The sequence below is a fragment of the Paenibacillus sp. NRS-1760 genome (genome assembly GCF_050467785.1).
Classification (GTDB): Bacteria; Bacillota; Bacilli; order Paenibacillales; family Paenibacillaceae; genus Pristimantibacillus.
Genome location: NZ_JBITPK010000007.1, coordinates 287,579 through 308,179, shown reverse-complemented (window position 1 = coordinate 308,179; position 20,601 = coordinate 287,579). Strand labels below are relative to the sequence as shown.

At 50.2% G+C, this 20,601-nt stretch carries 16 protein-coding genes; 14 read left to right on the top strand and 2 right to left on the bottom strand.

Going from position 1 to position 20,601, the window contains the following annotated elements; all coding sequences use genetic code 11:
- The first annotated feature begins 1 nt into the window (after window position 1).
- Window positions 2-673 carry an SOS response-associated peptidase gene (locus ACIFSR_RS05395; protein ID WP_339206525.1) on the top strand — a complete coding sequence of 224 codons (672 nt, stop codon included), beginning with the start codon at window positions 2-4 and terminating at the stop codon, window positions 671-673.
- A 274-nt stretch (window positions 674-947) separates the two neighbouring features.
- Here ACIFSR_RS05395 and ACIFSR_RS05390 read toward each other — a convergent pair whose 3' ends face one another.
- Both ACIFSR_RS05390 and ACIFSR_RS05385 read right to left on the bottom strand, forming a co-directional pair.
- On the bottom strand, window positions 948-1,940 hold the full coding sequence (locus ACIFSR_RS05390; RefSeq protein WP_430055562.1) for an electron transfer flavoprotein subunit alpha/FixB family protein: 993 nt from the start codon (window positions 1,938-1,940) through the stop codon (window positions 948-950).
- A 1,113-nt stretch (window positions 1,941-3,053) separates the two neighbouring features.
- Complete coding sequence (locus ACIFSR_RS05385) at window positions 3,054-3,899, bottom strand: electron transfer flavoprotein subunit beta/FixA family protein (protein WP_430056191.1); 846 nt, start codon at window positions 3,897-3,899, stop codon at window positions 3,054-3,056.
- 237 nt (window positions 3,900-4,136) lie between these two features.
- Here ACIFSR_RS05385 and ACIFSR_RS05380 point away from each other — a divergent pair, with 237 nt between their 5' ends.
- The 13 genes from ACIFSR_RS05380 (at window position 4,137) to ACIFSR_RS05320 (ending at window position 20,560) form a co-directional block, all read left to right on the top strand.
- The gene (locus ACIFSR_RS05380) at window positions 4,137-6,404 is read left to right on the top strand and encodes a heterodisulfide reductase-related iron-sulfur binding cluster (protein WP_430055559.1); all 2,268 of its coding nucleotides are present in this window, start codon (window positions 4,137-4,139) and stop codon (window positions 6,402-6,404) included.
- A 31-nt stretch (window positions 6,405-6,435) separates the two neighbouring features.
- Window positions 6,436-8,877: a 3-hydroxyacyl-CoA dehydrogenase NAD-binding domain-containing protein gene (locus ACIFSR_RS05375; protein WP_430055556.1), complete on the top strand. Its 2,442-nt coding sequence runs from the start codon at window positions 6,436-6,438 to the stop codon at window positions 8,875-8,877.
- A 24-nt stretch (window positions 8,878-8,901) separates the two neighbouring features.
- Window positions 8,902-10,122, top strand: a complete 1,221-nt coding sequence (locus ACIFSR_RS05370; protein ID WP_430055553.1) for an acetyl-CoA C-acyltransferase — start codon at window positions 8,902-8,904, stop codon at window positions 10,120-10,122.
- Between the two features lie 74 nt (window positions 10,123-10,196).
- Entirely contained in the window at window positions 10,197-11,984 is a 1,788-nt protein-coding gene (locus ACIFSR_RS05365) for an acyl-CoA dehydrogenase family protein (RefSeq protein WP_339206530.1), read from the top strand.
- Between the two features lie 15 nt (window positions 11,985-11,999).
- Window positions 12,000-13,784, top strand: coding sequence for a long-chain-fatty-acid--CoA ligase (locus tag ACIFSR_RS05360; protein ID WP_430055551.1), 1,785 nt, complete (start codon window positions 12,000-12,002; stop codon window positions 13,782-13,784).
- Between the two features lie 5 nt (window positions 13,785-13,789).
- Window positions 13,790-14,218: a PaaI family thioesterase gene (locus tag ACIFSR_RS05355; RefSeq protein WP_430055549.1), complete on the top strand. Its 429-nt coding sequence runs from the start codon at window positions 13,790-13,792 to the stop codon at window positions 14,216-14,218.
- Window positions 14,219-14,356: 138 nt separating this feature from the next.
- On the top strand, window positions 14,357-14,578 hold the full coding sequence (locus ACIFSR_RS05350; protein ID WP_076268381.1) for a hypothetical protein: 222 nt from the start codon (window positions 14,357-14,359) through the stop codon (window positions 14,576-14,578).
- Window positions 14,579-14,759: 181 nt separating this feature from the next.
- Entirely contained in the window at window positions 14,760-14,948 is a 189-nt protein-coding gene (locus ACIFSR_RS05345; protein ID WP_076268380.1) for a hypothetical protein, read from the top strand.
- A 447-nt stretch (window positions 14,949-15,395) separates the two neighbouring features.
- A complete protein-coding gene (gene map, locus ACIFSR_RS05340) occupies window positions 15,396-16,148 on the top strand; it encodes a type I methionyl aminopeptidase (protein WP_339206532.1) in 753 nt (250 codons plus the stop codon).
- Between the two features lie 531 nt (window positions 16,149-16,679).
- Window positions 16,680-17,474: an ABC transporter ATP-binding protein gene (locus ACIFSR_RS05335; RefSeq protein WP_339206534.1), complete on the top strand. Its 795-nt coding sequence runs from the start codon at window positions 16,680-16,682 to the stop codon at window positions 17,472-17,474.
- Window positions 17,474-18,337: an ABC transporter permease gene (locus tag ACIFSR_RS05330; protein WP_339206535.1), complete on the top strand. Its 864-nt coding sequence runs from the start codon at window positions 17,474-17,476 to the stop codon at window positions 18,335-18,337. Before ACIFSR_RS05335 ends, ACIFSR_RS05330 begins: the two co-directional genes overlap by 1 nt.
- A 25-nt stretch (window positions 18,338-18,362) precedes the next feature.
- On the top strand, window positions 18,363-19,418 hold the full coding sequence (locus ACIFSR_RS05325; protein ID WP_339206537.1) for an ABC transporter substrate-binding protein: 1,056 nt from the start codon (window positions 18,363-18,365) through the stop codon (window positions 19,416-19,418).
- Between the two features lie 275 nt (window positions 19,419-19,693).
- Entirely contained in the window at window positions 19,694-20,560 is an 867-nt protein-coding gene (locus tag ACIFSR_RS05320; protein ID WP_430056188.1) for a pentapeptide repeat-containing protein, read from the top strand.
- Window positions 20,561-20,601: the final 41 nt, after the last annotated feature.

Below are 20,601 nucleotides of genomic sequence, written 5' to 3'. Positions count from 1 at the left end.
GATGATTGAACGGTTTTCGTTAACAGCTGATATTGGCGATATAGTGGATATGTTTCAGGTAGGAAAAGTAATTCGGGGGCACACAAACCGATTTAATGCAGCTCCGACTCAGATGGTTTCGATTGTCATGAATGATCGATTTGATCAGCGGACGATGGAGGAATCGAGATGGGGGCTGTTTCCTTTTTGGGCAAAGGATGCGGTTAATGCAGATCATATGACGTTGTCCGAGAAGCCTTTCTTAGAAAGAATGCTTCGCAGACAAAGATGTGTGCTGCCATGCAGCGGCTTTTTTGGTCAGAAACAATTCGGCAAAGAGCGTGATCCGAGGGCGATGCACATCGTTGTTCCAAGCCAGCAGCTTTTTGGCATAGCGGGCATTTACGACTGCTGGAAAAACGTGAGCGGCAAAGAAGTGCGCGCCTTCACTATGATTACCGCAGCTTCGTCAGGAGCGATGTCGGTGTGGCAGCCTCGAGTTCCGGTTATTTTGGACGAAGAGGGCATGGAAGATTGGCTCAATCCGCGTATTACCGAATTCAGTGGATTGCGGAAACATTTAGAGGCTATGGACACTTATCTCATGCGCGCCTACCCGGTAACGAATGCGGTGCATGATGATCTGTACGAATCGCCGGATTGCATCCGTGAAATCCGTCCTGATTTTGCTTAGGTAAGGGATTTAATAAGTGATATAGGTTAAATCAAAAGGCGTTCTATCTCTGACTCGGCTCTGTATACGGCCGAAACAGGGTAGACGCCTTTTTTTGATTTTTTAGTGGACGGGGTTAGGTGCTTGAATCAGATACATTATGATTTAGTTGGTTGTAGATGGAATCAACTTTGGTGAAAAAGCTCTAAGCACGATTCGGGTGAGAGGCAATTAGATGAACTAGGACAATTAAGCGCGATGCGGGTGAGAGGCAATTAGATGAACACTAGAACAATTAAGCGCGAGCGCGTTGGAGCTCTGTTGTTAATAGCGGAACGACCTCGAATAAATCGCCTACGATGCCATAATCAGCAACGCTGAAAATAGGTGCATCGGGGTCTTTATTGATAGCGACAATGACGCGAGATTGGCTCATACCCGCCAGATGTTGAATAGCGCCGCTGATTCCGCAGGCAATATAGAGCTGAGGTGTAACAACTTTACCAGTTTGCCCGATTTGGAGGGCATAATCACAGTAGCCGGCATCGCATGCGCCGCGAGAGGCGCCGACTGCGCCCCCGAGCGCTGTTGCCATCGCTTGCAGCGGCTCAAAACCTGCTGCGCTGCGAACGCCTCGGCCGCCGGACACGACGACGTCGGCTTCGGCAAGATCAAGCTGCCCGCCTGCGCGTCGCACAAGGCTGCGCACGGCGGTATAAAGCGGCGGCACCGTAAACGGCAGCTCTGCTGCGGTGCCCTTTATTTCTGCGGCGTCCAGTGGTTCCGCCGCCGGCAGGTTGTTCGGGCGCACCGTGATGACCCACGTCGCGCCCGAAACAAAGCTGCGCCGCTCGAACGCCTTGCCGGCGTAGAGCGGGCGGGTAAATAAGACGTCATTGCGATCGTCAGATGTTTCGATGGCAATGACGTCAGCAATGTGGCCGGCGCCATGGGCAGCGGCCACTCGGGGCGCGAGCTCGCGCCCCAAAGCTGTGTGGCCGAGCAATAGCGCGTCCGGCCGCACCGCAGTTATGGCTGCGCCGAGGGCGGCGATGTACGCCTCGGGCGCAAAGGCGTGAAGGGCCGGATCGTCGGCGATATGCACGACGTCCGCGCCCCGCGCGATCAGTGCGGCGGCTTCATCCGCCGCACCGCCGAAGCAGGCAAGGACGGCGTGGACATGGCCGTCCTTGCCTGCGAGCCGGCGCGCTGCGCCGAGTGCCTCGAGCGCCACTCGGCGCAGCGCGCCATTCCGGCTTTCTGCAAATACGAGAATGGTTTTGGACATAGGATACAGCTCCTCTTCCACAGCTTTTACGAATAAGCGTAGCTCTTTATGCGTTCAGCTCTATAATCAGTGCTTGATCTGTTTAGGCATCGTCTTAACGGACATTAGAGCCGCTATTTGTGAATTTAGTGGTTAATTACTCTCTAACGGACATAAAAGCCACTATTTCTGAATTTCGGGGGTTAACCCGAAAATACATTCTAACGGACATGAGAGCCGTTATTTCTAAATTTAGGGGCATAAATTACTTTTAACGGATATGAAAGCCGCTACTTCTGTAATTAGGGGCAAAAATTACTTTTTAACGGACATGAGAGCCGTTGTTTCTGCATTTAGGGGCATAAATTACATTCTAACGGACATGAGATCCGTTATTTCTGTATTTAAGGGCTAAATTACAATTTAACGGACATGAGAGCCATTATTTACCCTAAATGGCACCCAAACGCTCGATATTTTATGAAATAAGGGAACCTATGTCCGTTAGATCGAGAAATAGAAGGTTTTTCAGCAAATAAGGTATCTGATGTCCGTTAATTGTAAGGTTTGATTAATTACCAAAGTCCAATGTTAGTCAAGCACTGCTTTTGATTTTGAGCCACTCTATCAACAAGAAAACTAACTAAATTGTCTAGTAACCAGTAACTATTCAGTTCTTGTTAAAGTCTCTGCATCATTTCTGCTCCACTATCTAGATTCCTCAGCACACGTCCACTAGCAGCTCCACTATCTACATCCCTCAGCGCAAATCCACTACCTGCCCAATACCAACATGCCTCAACACAAATTTACTACCTACTCCACTACCTAAATCCCCCAGCCCAACTCCACTCCCCCTGAACATTCCAACTACATTAAATAAGTCATGTTCCTATAGAAGCTGTCCTTGCTCCTGCAGGGGCGAGACAAGTGCTGCTGCTTGCTGGGCCGACTCGCCGGGAAGCCAATTTCCCCGCAGTGCACGGAGGTGGAGGGGGAGCTGCGTGCGCGCAGTGTGTGGCGAAACTCGCTTTCTAGTGAAAGCTCGCCACTGGCGCGCTCAGCTTTAGATCCAACATCCCCAGCCCAACTCCACTACCCCTGATCAGCCCCAACTATAAAATAGTCACGAACTCAAAGAAGCTTCGCTTCCTCTCGCAGCAGAGACACAAGAGCTGCGGCTTGCTCGGCCGGGTCGCCGGGGAGTCGTTTGCCCGCTGCGCGGGGAGGCGGCGGGAGCAGCTGTGTACGTGCCGTGCGAGGCGATACGCTTTCAAGTGAAAGCTCGCCACTGGCGATCAGCTCAGCAGCCGTTATTGTGCGAAGCGGCTTGCGCTTCGCTTTCATAATGCCTGGCAGCGACGGATAACGCGGCTCGTTTAGTCCTTGCTGAGCGGTAATGAGCGCAGGGAGTGGAATCGATACCGTTTCGGTATCTCCTTCAACATCGCGCTCAACTAATGCGTAACGCTCAGCGCCCCCAGCAGTAGGTGAGCTGAGAAGTCCATCGGCAGGCAGGGAGCCAAGTTCCCCAGCAGTTAAGATGGTGACCTTCACAGCTGAAGCTGCATGAGGCAGGTGAAGCAGCTCGGCAATTTGCAAAGCAACGCTGCCAGCGCCGCTGTCTACTGCAAACAAGCCGGCTAGCAGCAAATCAGGGGCGAGCGGCCTAATTACGGCAGCAAGAGCAGCAGCGACGGCTGAGCTGTCATCGGACAAATCTGCGCTATCAAGCCGAATAGCTTCATCTGCTCCGATAGCCAGAGCGGTTCGGAGCACCTCTTGCGAGCGCTCGGCACCGCAGGTGATCACGATGACCTCGCCGCCGAGCTGCTCACGCTGGCGAATGGCTTCCTCGAGTGCGTATTCATCGTAGGGATTGATTACAAATTTGGCGTCTCTTTCGTCAACGCCAGCGGGTGTTACAATGATTTTTTCCTCGGTATCGAACGTTTGCTTGAGAAGCACAACTATTTTCAGCATAGAAGCTCCCTCACTTGTACCGCTAATTTGTTGACACTGTCCATCAGTGCTAGGATATGCTGTCTTGGAATTGAATAGACCGCCCTGCAATTGCCCGCTGTGCGGCATGTTCAAGGCCGAAAGCTCATATACATGGAGCACCGCGGCTATTTTTGTAAGCGCTTCAATACTTGTCCGACTACTGCGCGCGTAGGTGCTCGGTTTTATAGCCGGCATATAAGGGAGGCGGGGCGTATGCCATCTTTTTTGGCACTTAGGAATGTAGATCAATGGTTGATAGGGGGAAGATGGGCATTATTCGCGGCGGTTGTGTTGTTTGCTATTACCATGTTCGCAATGGTTGTACAGCGGCGCATCTTGTATATGAGGCTTGGGGTGCCGGTGGTTTTTTCGCGGTATCGACGCAAGTCAGGCAGTAAATCCGGATTTACCTCACAAGTGCTAGGCCATCGTAAGCTGCTGAACGATGTGAGAAGCGGCGTGATGCATTTGGTTTATTTTTATGGCTTTATTGTGCTTCAGTTTGGTGCGGCGGACTTGGTTTGGAAAGGGCTGAACCAAGGTGTACCGCTGCCGCTGCCCTATTATAATTGGTTCTCGCTGACGCAGGAGATGAGCGTTACACTCGTTTTTGCAGCTGTGCTGTACGGTGCTTTCCGGCGTTATGGGGAACGGCTCCCGCGGCTTAAGCGGGGGTGGAAACCTTCACTCGTTATGTGGTTTATTGGCTCGTTGATGCTGACTGTTTTATTCTCATTAGCATTCGAGCGATTGGCTGCGGAAGTGCGCATGGGCCAGAATGCTTTGGTGCATGGGTCCACTGCAGCCATCGTTGAGGCGAAGTTCGCACCAGTGAGCGCTCCATTGGCCACTATGCTTGAGAGTGCAGGTGTACAGCCGCAAAGCACAGCAGCCCATGCAGGGTTTGAATTGTTTTGGTGGCTGCATCTTCTGGTTCTGCTTAGCTTCCTTGTGTACGTGCCGCAATCAAAGCATTTTCATTTATTGACAGCGCCTGTGAATCTTTGGTTCAGACGCAGCACGCCTCCCGGCCGACTTGTGCCGCTTAACCTAGAGGATGAGGAAGCGGAGTCCTTTGGCGCAGGGAAGGTTGAGCATTTCTCGCAAAAACAGATGCTAGATTTGTATGCATGCGTGGAATGCGGCCGCTGTACGAATGTTTGTCCGGCATCGAGCACCGGCAAGCTGCTCTCGCCGATGCATCTTATTGTGAAGCTGAGGGATCATTTGACCGAAAAAGGCGCTGCCATAACGTCCAAGTCACCATGGCTTCCAGCCAGCCTGCTGCATTCGAAATCGCGTGAGCCTCATGCCCATGTGATGGGAGCGGTGCTTCCTGCTTGGGAAGCTGAATCCGAATGGGGCACAAACATAGCGCCAACCATGGCTGCGCAGGCTGGGGCATGGAATATAAAAGAGAGTGCTAAACCAGAGGAGGTCGAGCTGATCGGCGAGGTGTTGACCGAGGAGGAGCTGTGGGCATGTACGACCTGCCGGAATTGCGAGGAGCAATGCCCGGTTGGCAATGAGCATGTCGACAAAATTATCGATATGCGCCGTTACTTGGTGCTGATGGAAGGGAGGCTGCCGTCTGACGGGCAGCGCGCGCTGCAAAACATCGAGCGGCAAAGCAATCCTTGGGGCTTGCCGCGTGCCGAGCGGGCGGCTTGGATTAACGATTGCGAGAGCAGAACCGGCATTCAAGTGCCTACGATGCAGGAGCTGAAGAAGCAGGGCAAAAAAGCAGATGTGCTGCTCTGGGCGGGATCGATGGGCGCGTATGACATGCGAAGCCGCCGTGTTTTGTACGATGTGGTTAGGCTGCTGGATCATGCGGGAATCAACTTCGCTACGCTGGGATTGGAGGAAAAAAGCTCAGGCGATACAGCTAGACGAATCGGCAATGAACTGCTTTTCCAAGAGCTATGCCGCGAGAATATAGAAACGCTTAACAAATATGGCGTTACACAAATCGTGACCGCTTGCCCCCATACGTATAACACGTTCAAAAATGAATATCCTGACTTCGGTCTTAGTCCTAGCATCCTCGTGGAGCATCATACCGAAATGCTCTCTCGCCTGCTTGAGGAAGGTTTATTGAAGCCGGAGCATAAGATTGAGGAGCGAGTAACCGTACATGATTCTTGTTACCTCGGCCGTTACAACGATACGTATGAAGCGCCGCGCAGCCTGCTTCGCTCCATTCCAGGCGTATCGATTGAAGAGATGGAGCGCTCGGGCTCAAACGGCATGTGCTGCGGGGCGGGGGGCGGTCTCATGTGGATGGAGGAGCATTCTGGAACTCGCATCAACCATGCTCGAACCGCTCAGGCACTTGAAGTGAAACCATCGGTTATCAGCTCTGCTTGCCCCTACTGCCTAACGATGATGGAGGATGGTTTAAAGGCGCTGGGCGCGGATGAGAAGGTAATCGCACGTGATGTGGCTGAGCTGCTTGCCGAAAGTGTTTTTGGCGAATAAGCCGCTGTTTGTCAAAAAGGAGGAGGAGGCTATGACGACACAAGCATCGCAAAATAACTCAAGTACGATTCGCAGAGCCGCAGTGATCGGCTCCGGCGTAATGGGGGCCGGCATCGCTGCACATTTAGCCAATGCGGGGATGCGAGTGACGCTGCTGGACATTGTTCCGCATTCGCTGACGGCAGAGGAAGAACGACAGGGGCTTACGCTCTCTGATGCCAAGGTGCGCAATCGGCTCGCAAATGCGGCGATAGCAAAAATGGGCAAGTCACAACCCGCCCAGCTCTACGATCCAGCTTGGTCATCACGCATTACGCCGGGTAATTTGACCGATCATCTAGAGCTGCTGGGCGAGGCAGACTGGATTGTAGAAGCGGTTGTGGAGCGGCTCGACATTAAATGTGATGTGCTTGCAAAGGTTGAAGCCGCACGCCGCCTAGGCAGCATCGTTTCTACGAATACGTCGGGATTATCAGCGGCGTCCATGGCAGAGGGGAGGAGCAAGGAGTTTCGGCTGCATTTTGCGGTAACCCATTTTTTCAACCCGCCGCGGTATATGAAGCTTGTTGAGATCGTGCCTACCGAAGACACCACATCCGAGGTTATTCAGCTGTTGACGGAGGTTTGCGAGAAGCGGCTTGGCAAGGGAGTCGTACTGGCGAAGGATACGCCTAACTTCATTGCGAACCGAATTGGCACTTACGGCATGCTGGTTACGCTTGAGGATACGCTGGCATTTGGGCTGACGGTAGAGGAAGCAGATGCCTTGACCGGTCCGGCGATGGGAAGGCCGAAGACGGCGACACTGCGCATGCTCGATTTGGTTGGGTTGGATACGCTGCTGCATGTCGTGGATAATGTGCGGGAGCGGAGCAGCGATCCATCGGAGCAAAAGGTTTTTGCAAGGCCGCCCCTGCTTGAGAAGCTTGCAGCATCGGGACGGCTAGGTGAGAAAACGGGTGCGGGTTTTTACCGAAAGGTGAAGGGGAAAGGAGGCAGTGAGATTGAATCGCTTAAGCTGGATACGCTCGAGTATGGGCCTAAGCGGTCAGTCAACTCCCCTGTTATTGATGCGTCTAAGGCTGCGAAGGGTGCGGCGGCAAAAGTGAAGGCGCTGCTTCGCACAGACCCGCAGGACCGCTACGCTAAATTTGCATGGTCCACTATCAAAAAAACACTGCTGTATGCAGCGGCACAAGTCGGTGTCATTGCGGATTCGATCTCGGATATCGACCGCGCAATGCGCTGGGGCTTTAACTGGGAGCTTGGACCGTTCGAGCTGTGGGATGCGATAGGGCTTCGCAAATCGGTGCAGCAAATGCAGAAGGAGGGCGATGCGATCCCAGAGTGGGTGGCGGCTTGGCTAGCAGCCGGACATGAAAGCTTCTATAAGGTGGAGGGAACGGAGCGGGTTTATGCTGCAAGCGGAGCATACAAGAGGGAAGTGGAGGAAGCAGATTCGGTTTCCTTAACGGCATTAAAGGCTGCCGGAAAAACGGTATTGTCCACCTCAGGCGCTAGTCTAATCGATATTGGCGATGACGTTGTACTGCTGGAATTCCATTCGCCTAACAATGCCATCGGGGGTGATATTTTATCGGCGATTCGTCAAAGCACAGAGGAGGTGTCTCTAAATTGGCGGGGGCTTGTGATAGCGAATGAAGGGCGAAACTTCTGTGTAGGAGCAAACCTGATGCTGCTATTAATGGAGGCGCAAAGCGGCGAATGGGATGAAGTGGAGGATATTATTCGTTTCTTCCAGAGCAGTATGCTAGGGCTTAAGCGGCTTGACCGTCCTGTCGTAGCTGCTCCGCACCGAATGACGCTGGGCGGCGGAGTAGAAGCATGCTTGCCTGCTGATCGTATTATTTATTCGCCAGAGACATACTTTGGATTGGTGGAAACGGGAGTTGGCCTTATTCCTGCGGGCGGGGGCTGCAAGGAAGCGGCTGCGATGGCAGCTGAACGGGCCTTTATTGCGAATGGCGGCAAGCCAGGCGGAGACCTGCAGCCGCATTTGAATGCGCTGTTTGAGACGATTGCGCTGGCCAAATCATCAACCAGCGGCTACGAGGTGCGCCGTTTGGGACTGATGCGGCCGCAGGATAAGGTCATTATGCGGCAGGAGGCACGGATAGCCGAGGCGAAGCGGGCGGTGCTGGAGCTGGACCGGGCGGGCTACTCGCCGCCAGCGGAGGAACGTATTCGCGTTGCCGGACGAGAAGGCAGAGCGGTGCTTAAGGTAGCGGTGCAAGCGATGCAGCTTAGCGGCCATATTAGTGAGCATGACGCGCTTATCGCCGGCAAGCTTGGTTCTGTACTCGCGGGCGGGGACATTCAGCCGGGCGCTGAAGTGAGCGAGCAATATTTGCTCGATTTGGAATGCGAAGCATTCCTCAGCCTATGCGGCGAGCGCAAGACACAGGAGCGTATGAGCCATATGCTCGCGACAGGCAAGCCGCTGCGCAACTAGCCTAAAACGAAGGGGGAGAGTGAAATGTCAGCTTCATCACCGTTTGAAGATCACGCTCGTGATGCCGTTATCGTTGCTGCGGTGAGGACGGCGGTCGGCAAAGCATCAAAGGGGAGCCTTGCGGAGACGAGGGCAGAGGATCTTGGGCGAGCTGTGCTGCAAGGTGCGTTTGAGAGTCTGCCCGGCTTGTCGCCCGAGCTTATAGAGGATGTCATCATTGGCTGCGCAATGCCCGAAGGTGAACAAGGCTTGAATATGGCGCGCACGATCTCGCTTTATTCGGGATTGCCGGTGACGACGCCAGCAGTAACGATTAACCGCTTTTGCGCATCAGGCCTGCAAGCAATCGCCTATGCAGCGGAGCGAATTAGGCTTGGCGATGCGGACGTTATTGCTGCTGGCGGAGTAGAGAGCATGAGCCATGTGCCGATGACTGGCTTCAGGCTGTCGCCGCATCCTGCGATTGTCGATACGATGCCAGAGGTTTATATGGGAATGGGACATACGGCTGAAGAGGTTGCCCGCCGTTATGGGGTGACGCGTGAAGAGCAGGATGCGTTTGCAGCATCCAGCCATCGCAAGGCGGCAGCAGCTATTGAAGCAGGACGCTTCCAAGCCGAGATCGTTCCGATAACGACAAGCCGCTCCGGCGTGAACGATGCTGGCCGTCCATGGTCGAAAGTGATCACTTTCGATACAGATGAAGGCGTCCGGCCGGAGACGACGGTTCAGACGTTGGCGCCGCTCAAGCCCTCTTTTGCAAGAGAAGGTACGGTTACAGCGGGCAATACGTCCCAAATGAGCGATGGAGCAGCTGCGGTAATCGTGATGAGCAGGGCGCGTGCGGAGGAGCTTGGCTATCGTCCGCTCGCCGTATTCCGCGGTTTTAGTGTAGCTGGCGTTGCTCCTGAGGTTATGGGCATCGGTCCTATCGAAGCCGTGCCTAAAGCGCTTATGAAAGCGGGAATTACGCTTGAACAGGTTGATCTGTTTGAGCTTAACGAAGCGTTTGCGGCGCAGTGCGTCCCTATCATTAAGGAGCTTGGCATTAATCCTGAAATCGTCAATGTGAACGGCGGGGCTATTGCACTCGGACATCCGCTTGGTTGTACAGGAACAAAGCTGTCGGTGTCACTTATTCATGAGCTTGGCCGCAGAGGCGGCGGTATTGGCGTTGTCACAATGTGTATAGGCGGAGGCATGGGAGCAGCAGGCGTAATTGAAGTGTATAACTCAGACCAATAAGGTCGGCAGGTGGATAAGGGAGTTTGGCAGCATCCTGAAATAAAATATTCGGTTGGCTGAAAGGAGAACTGCGCATGACGGAGACGATACGTTTTGGCGGTCGGTTTGTCGTGGAAGACAGTGTGCCGGAATCGGTCGTGACGCCCGAGGATTTTACGGAAGAGCAACGAATGATGGCGGATGCGGCGCAGCAGTTCATGGATGCGGAAATAACGCCGCGCGATGCGGAGCTGGAAGCTTTAAATTATGATCTGACCGTAGAGCTGATGCGCAAAGCAGGTGAGCTTGGCCTGCTGGGCGCAGATGTGCCGGAGGCTTACGGCGGGCTGGGGCTCGACAAGGTAAGCACGACGCTGCTCGCAGAAACGTTGGCAAGATCCTCCTCGTTTGCGCTTTCGGTAGGCGCTCATACGGGAATCGGCACGCTGCCCATCGTTTTTTTCGGAACACCAAAGCAAAAAGAAACGTATCTCCCGGCACTTGCAACGGGGGAGCGCATCGCTGCTTATTGCTTAACTGAACCGGCATCGGGCTCGGATGCGCTAGGGGCGAAAACGACGGCAAGATTATCGCCAAATGGGAAGCACTACGTGCTCAACGGATCAAAGCTCTATATTACAAACGCAGGTTTTGCTGACTTATTTATCGTTTATGCGAAGGTAGACGGTGAGTATTTTACAGCATTTATTGTAGAGAAAGGCATGCCGGGGTTCAGTATTGGACCGGAGGAGCATAAGATGGGCATCAAGGGTTCTTCAACTCGCCCTTTATTTTTTGAAGATGTAGCGGTACCGGTTGAAAACGTGCTTGGGGAGGTTGGAAAAGGGCATCAAATCGCATTTAACATTTTGAACATAGGACGCTTTAAGCTTGGAGCAGCTTGCCTCGGTTCGTCGAAGGAGACCATTGAGCTTGCATCGGCCTATGCCAATACGCGGAAGCAATTTGGGAAGGCGATTTCCTCCTATCCGTTAATAGGCGCCAAGCTGGCTGATATGAACATTCGTACTTATGTGCTTGAGAGCATGGTTTATCGAACTGCGGGCTGGATCGATTCGATGCTGCGGACGACGGAAGAAGGCGGGGCGGCAGTTGAAGGCATGACGGTCGCTAAGGCAATCGGAGAGTATGCCATTGAATGCTCGATTATAAAGGTTTTTGCATCTGAGGCGCTTGATTTTGTAGCGGATGAAGGGGTGCAGATTCATGGCGGCTACGGCTATATTCGCGAGTATAAGGTAGAAAGAATTTATCGGGATTCGCGAATTAACCGGATTTTTGAAGGCACGAATGAAATTAATCGGATGCTCATTCCTGGCACGCTGATGAAAAAAGCGTTAAAGGGCGAGCTCCCGCTGCTGCGCAAAGCTCGTTCATTGCAAGCAGAGCTGCTGCAGCCGATGCCGATTCCGCCTCTTGAAAAGCCGCTTAGCAAAGAAGCGTTCCGCGTAGGTCAAGCGAAAAAAATCTTCCTCGCCATCGGCGGGCTTGCTGTTCAGAAGCTGGGACTGCGGCTGGAGCAGGAACAAGAGGTGCTGTGTTCTCTTGCAGATCTTATGATCAACATCTTCGCCATGGAAAGCGCACTGCTGCGCTCACAAAAAATATGGAAGGCTAGCCGCGGAGTCGCTTCGGAAAAGACGGAAAATGTTTTAGCGATGACGACAGTTTTTGTGCAGGAGGCCATGGAGCGGGTTGAGTCACTCGCTAAGCTGGCACTTGCTGCGCTAGAGACGGGAGACGGGCTGCAGATGCAGCTGTCCGTCCTCAAAAAGCTGATGCGCGCGCCTATCTCAGATACGGTTGCTTTGAAGCGAACAATTGCCGCTCGTGTCATTAACAGTGAGCATTATGTCGTGTGAAGGGGGAGAGCATGAATGGATTCGCTCAGACCGGAAGATCCGTCTTTGCCCGAGCAACCGTCCACTCAATCTGAAGAGCAAGCGCGCCCATGGCTTCAACATTACCCGAAAGAGGTATCACCTTCACTGCACTATCCCGATCAGAACATCGTCCAGTTTTTAATAAATGCGGCTAATCATCATCCAAATCATCCTGCCGTACATTTCCTTGGCAAAATATTAACATACCGCGAGCTTCACGAGAATGCGGTTAATCTCGCTTATGGTCTCCTTTCCCTTGGCATAGCCAAAGGAGACCGGGTGGCAATCATGCTGCCGAATTGCCCGCAGGCAGTGGCTGCTTTTTATGGGGTGCTGCTTGCAGGCGGCGTCGTTGTTCAGACAAATCCGCTTTATGTGGAGCGGGAGCTTGAGCATCAGCTAGCAGATAGCGGAGCTGTTGCTCTCATTACGGTTGATCTGCTTTATGCACGCTTGTCTCGGGTTCGAGGCAAGCAGCCGGAGTCGGGTCCGCTGCCGCAGCTGAAGCATGCGATCATCACATCGATTAAGGATGGGCTGCCGTTTCCGAAAAACTTGCTTTATCCTCTTAAACAGCGAAAAGAGGGCTTTCGCGCAGATATTCCATATGGCAGCTTTGGCGTCGTTTCTTATAAGAAGCTGCTTGCAGCAAAGCATACGGATATGAGACTGCCTGATTCGGCAAAAGGGTCTGATCTCGCGGCACTGCAATATACAGGCGGCACAACAGGAACGCCAAAAGGAGTGATGCTGACTCATCGCAATCTCGTTGCCAATACGATACAAATATCTACTTGGTGCTATAAAGCGGAGGATGCTAAAGAGAGATTTTTAGCGGCGCTGCCACTGTTTCATGTGTTTGGATTAACGGTATTAATGAATATGTCGGTACTTCGTGCGGGAACGCTTATATTACTTCCGCGCTTCGAAGTAGAGACGGTACTGCAAACGATTAATCAGCAGAAACCTACCATTTTTCCAGGCGCGCCAACAATGTATGTCGCACTCATCCATCATAAGTCCGCGGCAAAAATCGATTTTTCTTCTATTAATGTGTGTGTAAGCGGATCAGCGGCTTTGCCGCTAGAGGTGCAGGAGAAGTTCGAAGCTTTAACTGGCGGAAGGCTTGTTGAAGGTTATGGCTTGTCGGAATCTTCTCCCGTCACCCATGCCAACCCGGTATGGGAGAAACGCAAAATCGGCACGATCGGCATTCCTTTTCCGGATACGGATGCGGCAGTGATTGATCCTGAGAGCGGTGAGAGATTGCCTATCGGTGAGCTTGGGGAGTTAATTGTTCGCGGTCCGCAGGTCATGCGAGGATATTGGAATAAGCCTGCTGAAACGGATCAGGTATTGCGGGATGGTTGGCTCCATACTGGCGACCTTGCTACGATGGATGAAGATGGTTATTTTACGATTATGGATCGAATTAAGGATGTTATTATCGCTGGCGGCTTTAATATTTATCCTCGTGAAGTGGAGGAGGTACTGTTCGAGCATCCGGCCGTAAGGGAAGCGGCAGTGATTGGTGTGAAGGATGAGTACAGAGGCGAAACGGTAAAAGCTTTTATTGTGTTTAAGGAGGGCTGGCAAGTATCAAGCAGTCAGCTTGACCGTTGGTGCAGAGAGCGGCTCGCTTCCTATAAGGTGCCACACCACTATTCCTTTAGGGAAACGCTTCCAAAAACGATGGTCGGAAAAGTGCTTCGTCGAAAACTGCAGGAGGAGGAGGCGGAGGCTGAAAAGGCGAGAAAGGCGGAGAAGAAGGGAGAGTGAGCGGTATGGATGAGGATTGGTTTGTTCAACAGGCAGATCAAGCCGGTCATCTGACAAGGCTCGCAGAACGTGCGCAAGCCACCTTTTGGGGGTTGCTTGGCTGTGAAATCGTGCAGGCAAACGCAAGCAAAGCGGCCATATGCCTGGATGCAACTGAGCGGCATCTTAATCTGCTAAACATCGTTCACGGCGGAGTGCTGATGTCTTTGATGGATAATGCGATGGGGCTTGTGGTTATGCTAGCAGCACCTGAGAAAAGCGCGGTAACAGCAAATTTGAACACACAATTTCTCGCCAGCGCCAAGGGCGGCGTGCTGCTTTGCGAAGCAGAGCTGGTTCACCGAACGGAACGTACACTGACGCTGCAAGCGCAGGTCAAGGATGACGTAGGCAAGCTGCTCGTTTGCGGAATTGGTGCGTATCGGATCATTTAGTTCACATTTTCGTAAGTTGATTGCTTGCTTCTGGTACGATATAATAATACCTAATTATGGAAAAATAGTTCGAGTGGAACAGAGCTAATAATTAAGCGTAATATACCGATAAAAGTAATATGGGAAGGAGGCGAGGACATGGTTCAGGGCTGGGTAACGACATTGGTTTTAGCATTCGGAATTTTGGTCGCCATTATTGGCGTGATCGCATATTTAAGAATGTTTCGTAAAGATCGGCTTTCATCTACGTCTCACCAGTCAGCTGATGTCTCGCCTCCAAACGTAATTAGCATAACAACCGCAAGGGATTCTGAGCATAAGAAGCCGCCCAAATCCAAAAAAGCCGCGCCAAGAGATTAATAATTGTTAACTTTCATATTCTGAACCTAAATGTTATAATAGTAAGAAAAATGCGAACATTGTGACTCATTGGCCATGGAGTTGCCTGCACCGAGTGGGGGTTCTTGCGGTGTAACCGCCGCATGCGGTCTCGTATAATGCTGTTTAGGACGACCATCCAACGTAAAGGGGAGGAGATTTCATGGCGAAGCATAGCCAGAATGAAGTCAAGGAAAGCCTGAAAGAACTCACGAGAATTTTTCAACCCAAGGACCCGCGTAAATTTGTTAAAGAGTATATTCGAAAGTACCGGATTACCGGGGGCTACGAAGATGAATTAACGACATTGGTGGAAAATGAATTGTGCAGAATCAACTCCTCGGTCAGCTAGACTCATCATGAAGGATACGGCTTTGTAAACTGTCTATAGGCAGGATGCAAAGTCTTTTTGTTTTTTACAGGACGTGCAAACTTAGGATGCTAGGTTTTTCTAAAAGCGGATTTCCCACCAATCCTACTAACCCCAGATTATTTTTGGTCACTCGATAGTGCAACGAATATTTCCCCCCTCAAATCATAATTTCGCCATATCTGATGGGCATGTGTCTCCCTTTTCTCGAATAAGTTATACATAGACAAATCTACTCGTTGTCATAGGCGGGATATGTTTGCGAAGTGGATTTTACTTACGTAAAACCTAGGCTTATGCTTTCGAAGTGGATTTTACTATCGTAAAACCTGGGCTTATGCTTTCAGTGGATTTTACTACGTAAAACCTAGGCTTATGCTTTCGAAGTGGATTTTACTATCGTAAAACCTGGAGGAGGTACGTACACACATGGCAGTGGATTTGAAGACAAAGGAACATATTCGGGGCATTCGTAAAGCTGGCCGTATTGTCGCTGCCTGTCACAAAGCGCTCTCGAAACGGATAGCGCCGGGTGTCACCACGCAGGAGATTGACCGGTTTGTTGAGCGGTTCATGCTGGATCGAGGGGCAACTCCGGCGCAGAAAGGCTACAAAGGATATCCATTTGCTACGTGTGCCTCCGTTAACGAGGTTGTTTGCCATGGCTTTCCAGACTCTGAGCCGCTGGAAGCCGGTGATATTGTTACGATTGATATGGTGGCTGAATTGGACGGATGGAAGGCTGATTCAGCATGGACCTATGCGATTGGCAAGACGAATATAGCCACAGAAAAGCTGCTCCTTGCAGCAGAGCAATCGTTAAAAGATGGAATAAAGCAAGCTGTGCTAGGCAATCGACTGGGAGACATCGGATACGCGATTCAAAGAAGAGCGGAAAGAGCTGGTTTTGAGGTAGTAACAGCTTTTGTTGGTCATGGCATCGGCAGAAGTATGCATGAATTTCCTCAGGTGATGCATCATGGCTTGCCTGGTCAGGGGATTTTGCTTGAAGAAGGCATGGTGATAACGATAGAGCCGATTCTTACAGCAGGAAGAGCCGACGTATATATAGCACAGGATGGGTGGACGGCTCGGACTAGAGATGGGGCATGGGCGGCGCAATTTGAGCATACCGTGGCGATTACGAAGGAAGGTCCAATCGTGTTGACCCGCTGGGAATAATGATATTAATTTTAACTAAACATAACCAAAAGTCGAGCCTGTGCAGGATCTAACTGCTGCTCGGCTTTTTTAGTTTGCCTATTTTCGTGCGTTGGCTGAATGTTTGCCACTAAAATTCAATGATAATGCCAAAGCAGTCATGAATAAAGAGTTCTTTTCTGTGGAACGCGAGCGGAAAGAAGAGTGGGGATAGAAATCATGTCCATCTCCACAATCAACGCACATATTGAACATGTTAATGCTGCTAATTATTTTGAAGTGATCATCTGATTTTTTTTGGATGATCACTTTTTTTGTTTACATTTTATAAAAATGGTCAGTTTAAGTTAGGTTTTCTAACATGAATGACTTTGTGATCACCATGAATATAACGCATTTAAGTTAGTTTTATTTGGATTGCACAATAATGTGCGCCCAATTTTAGCTAACTTAGCTATTGTTCCTAGGTATTTCGAATGATAATATGTCATATAACTTAACATAAAAACCAATATCATCTGACGATTGTTAAGCGGAAAAGGGGGAGACGATGTGAATGATGCGGCAGGGAAAGAAATCGTAGCCTTTAACCATGTAAGTAAAATATATAATACTGGAACCATCGCGTTAAGTGATGTTCATTTCTCCATAAAAGAGGGAGAGTTTATCAGCTTTCTAGGGCCGTCTGGTTGTGGAAAGTCTACTGCGCTTCGAATGGTAGCGGGGCTGGAGGAGGCTACCTCTGGTGGTGTGCTGGTAAATGGCAAGGAGCCGAAGCAGCTGATCCGTGAGTCGAACGATATTGCCTATGTATTCCAAGAAGCTAATTTATTGCCGTGGCGCACTGTGCTGGACAATGTCATTTTACCTCTGGAGCTCAGAGGTGGAAATATGAAAGAAAATAAAGAAGCGGCCAAACAAGTGCTGGAGATGGTTGGTTTAAAGGACCATTTTAAAGCATATCCAAGGCAGCTTTCTGGGGGCATGAGAATGCGAGTTTCCATTGCCCGCGCTTTAGCAGCGAAGCCAAAACTCCTGCTCATGGATGAGCCCTTTGCAGCGCTAGATGAAATTACAAGGCAAACCCTCCAAATGGAGCTGTTTGATATATGGGAACGTGAGAAAATGACTGTTTTGTTCGTGACGCACAATGTGTTTGAAGCGGTTCTGCTATCCTCCAAGATTGCCGTCATGTCGGCACGTCCTGGAAAATTATCTGCTTTAATTAATGTGCGGCTGCCTTATCCAAGAACGCTTGGCATGCGAACCGAGCGGGATTTCGGTAAATATGTTGAGCTTGCCTCAACTTATTTGGAGCATGGCACTCTTCGGAAGGAGCTGGGTTAATGTCGATCTCATCATTCGAAACCTTGCAGCCTAAGCTTGAGACGCCCGTTGTTGTGAAGAAAACAAGCCGAAATTTCGGATATACATTCAAACATTATTATCTAGGACCGATTGTGGCCTTTGTTCTTGTCATGGCGCTCTGGCAGCTCATACCTGCTTGGCTTGGCATGAAACCTTTTATTTTCCCTAAACCGACAGATGTGTTTAAAGCAGCAATCGAGGACTGGTCTATTTTGTGGGAAGCCGTGCGCATTACTGTTTTGGAGTCGGTAGTAGGCTTTTTGCTTAGCGCGGTGATCGGTATCTTCATCTCCATATTGCTGGCCAGCTCTCTCATTATGGAGCGAAGCATTTATCCATACGCCATTATTCTTCAGACCATTCCCGTTGTTGCTGTAGCGCCGCTTGTCGTAATCTGGTTTGGCGCCGGCTACAATTCTATCGTTGTTATCTCCTTTTTAATCGGATTTTTCCCTGTTGTCTCCAATACATTAATGGGATTAAATTCAGTGGATTCCAATATGGATGAGTTGTTCACGCTATACAATTCGTCAAAGTGGCAAAAAATGTGGAAGCTTCGCTTACCTGCTGCAATGCCTTACATCATGGCTGGTTTGAAAATATCGTGTACCCTATCGATTGTCGGAGTCATTGTAGGGGAGTATGTGGCGGGAATCGGGGGCGGCAAAGGCGGGCTCGGTTACGCCATAACGATAGCTGCTGTACAGATGAAAACACCTTTTTTATTTGCTTGCGGTATTGCTTCAGCTATTTTAGGCATCAGCTTCTATCTCATCGTCAGCATGATCGCTAAGCGAGTACTGGGCTCATGGCATGAGTCCGCGATGAAGACAAGAAAATAAATAGAAAAAGTGGAGGAGAGACAAAATGAAGAAATGGATGAAATTCGGGGGAGTTGCTTTATCGCTAACGATAATGATGGTCTTGTTCGCAGCATGTGGAGGGAAGTCTGGAAATAACACACCGGCAAGTACAACAGAGAATTCACAAACTGCAGAAACGGCTGCTACAGAAGCGCCCAAAGCTCCTGTAGAAACGAAGAAAGCAAAGCTTGTTCTGAACTGGTTCCCGAAGGCACAGCATGGCGGTGTATATGCGGCCAAGGAGCAGGGGATTTTTGAAAAGCATGGTTTTGATGTTACGCTTGAGCCGGGAGGCCCGCAGGTTTCGGCTGTGCAAATCGTCGCTTCTGGAAAAGCGGAATTCGGTCTTGCTCATGCGGACCAAATCGTTATCGCCAAAAATCAGGGGATTGATTTGGTTGTCGTAGCAGCGGCGCTTCAAGGCAGTCCGCAAGCGTTCATGTTTCAAGAAAGTGCGGAGGTAAATAGCTTCGAGGACCTCAATGGCAGAACCGTATTTATTCAGCCGGGCATTACGTATTGGGACTTTTTGAAGAGCAAATATGATTTGAGCGGAGCAAAAGAAATGACCTACACCGGCCAGCATGTCAATTTTCTTGCTGATCCAGAATCGGTCACTCAAGCATTCCTAACTTCAGAGCCGTTCTTCATGGAGAAGGAAGGCGTAAAAACAAAAACATTGCTTATTTCCGAATCTGGTTATAATCCATACAATGTAGTCTTGTTCGTCACAAAAGAGTATTTGGAGAAAAATAAAGAGACTGTTGGAAATTTTGTCGCTGCCTTCTCCGAGGGCTGGATGTCCTATAAGGATACTTCTAAGGAAGTGAATGCTGCTATTCATGCAGCTAACCCGAATATCGATCTTGATGCGATCGATTTTGAGGATCAAGCTCAGAAGGAATTTGTTTATGGCGGGGATGCTGCTGAGCATGGATTTGGCTATATGACAGAGGAGCGTTGGTCGACGCTGATCAATCAGCTTGCTGATCTAGGGCTGCTCAAAAATAAGTTCGACGCCAAGGAGATATTCACGACGGAATTTTTGACTGGTAAATGATAAGTGGATAGAATTATAAAAAGGGATGCAGACACGTTGCCGTGATCTGTATCCTTTTTTCATGTGAGAATATAGCTTTTCGATACGAAACTTCTGATATTCTGGTAAAGTTTAGTTTAAATAATTTTTTCCGTGCACATGTGGCGCTGTCGGTATTGACTGAAGGATTTTACAGTAATAGGATATAAGAACTGGAATAAATGCAATCTGATTATATAGAAAAGTGTTCAATTAACTGCACCAAGTCTTGGTTAGGAGGTCTTGCTTTGTCTGTGATACATGAATTTTCACAACACATTCCTGAATGGAATAGAGGCAGTCTGCACGCTGACTGTGAGAATTGTTTTGGTTTATGCTGTGTTTCATTGCCGTTCACAGCTTCTATAGATTTTGCGATCGATAAAGACGCCGGTCAGCCATGCAGCAATTTGCAATCGAACTTTCGCTGTGGCATTCATCAAAGTCTTAGGGAGCGGGGATTTAAAGGTTGTACAGTTTACGATTGTTTTGGAGCTGGTCAACAGGTTTCACAGGTAACCTATAACGGACAAGATTGGCGGCAGGTACCAGATACCGCGGAGCAAATGTTCGAGGTATTCCGGGTCATGCGGCAAATCCATGAGCTGCTTTGGTATTTAAACGAGGCGCTTGCACTGGAAACGACGCAATCGATTCACGATGAGCTTAGATTTATGCTCGAAGAGACAGAACGGTTCACTCGCCTGAACCCAAATTCACTGGTGGAATTGAATGTGACAGCACATCGTTTGGAAATCAACAAGCTGCTTCTTAAAGCAAGTGAGCTTGTACGCGAGGAAGCCCTTCGCACGAATAAGCAGAGTAACACTCGAGGCCGTAAGAAGAACTACGAAAGAGGCGCCGATCTCATTGGAGCTAAGCTTAGAGGTGCTGATCTTATCGGAGCAAATTTAAGGGGATCTTATCTGATTGCTGCGGACCTCAGAGATGCTGATCTTAGAGCGGCTGACCTTATCGGAGCTGATTTTCGAGACGCTGACCTCAGTGGTGCAAACCTCTCAAAAAGTCTCTTTCTCACGCAGTTTCAGCTTAACGCAGCCAAAGGGAATGAAGATACAAAAATTCCGCCGACGCTTACTCGTCCAACACACTGGTTAGCATAGAAGATGAACGATTGCCTAAGTGTGCTATTGCACATTATATT

Bases quoted from the DNA above. Each gene is read 5' to 3' on its own strand.
- ACIFSR_RS05395 (WP_339206525.1), top strand. From the start codon at position 2: ATGATTGAACGGTTTTCGTTAACAGCTGATATTGGCGATATAGTGGAT.
- ACIFSR_RS05390 (WP_430055562.1), bottom strand. From the start codon at position 1,940: ATGTCCAAAACCATTCTCGTATTTGCAGAAAGCCGGAATGGCGCGCTG.
- ACIFSR_RS05380 (WP_430055559.1), top strand. From the start codon at position 4,137: ATGCCATCTTTTTTGGCACTTAGGAATGTAGATCAATGGTTGATAGGG.
- ACIFSR_RS05375 (WP_430055556.1), top strand. From the start codon at position 6,436: ATGACGACACAAGCATCGCAAAATAACTCAAGTACGATTCGCAGAGCC.
- ACIFSR_RS05370 (WP_430055553.1), top strand. From the start codon at position 8,902: ATGTCAGCTTCATCACCGTTTGAAGATCACGCTCGTGATGCCGTTATC.
- ACIFSR_RS05365 (WP_339206530.1), top strand. From the start codon at position 10,197: ATGACGGAGACGATACGTTTTGGCGGTCGGTTTGTCGTGGAAGACAGT.
- ACIFSR_RS05360 (WP_430055551.1), top strand. From the start codon at position 12,000: ATGGATTCGCTCAGACCGGAAGATCCGTCTTTGCCCGAGCAACCGTCC.
- ACIFSR_RS05355 (WP_430055549.1), top strand. From the start codon at position 13,790: ATGGATGAGGATTGGTTTGTTCAACAGGCAGATCAAGCCGGTCATCTG.
- ACIFSR_RS05350 (WP_076268381.1), top strand. From the start codon at position 14,357: ATGGTTCAGGGCTGGGTAACGACATTGGTTTTAGCATTCGGAATTTTG.
- ACIFSR_RS05345 (WP_076268380.1), top strand. From the start codon at position 14,760: ATGGCGAAGCATAGCCAGAATGAAGTCAAGGAAAGCCTGAAAGAACTC.
- map (WP_339206532.1), top strand. From the start codon at position 15,396: ATGGCAGTGGATTTGAAGACAAAGGAACATATTCGGGGCATTCGTAAA.
- ACIFSR_RS05330 (WP_339206535.1), top strand. From the start codon at position 17,474: ATGTCGATCTCATCATTCGAAACCTTGCAGCCTAAGCTTGAGACGCCC.
- ACIFSR_RS05325 (WP_339206537.1), top strand. From the start codon at position 18,363: ATGAAGAAATGGATGAAATTCGGGGGAGTTGCTTTATCGCTAACGATA.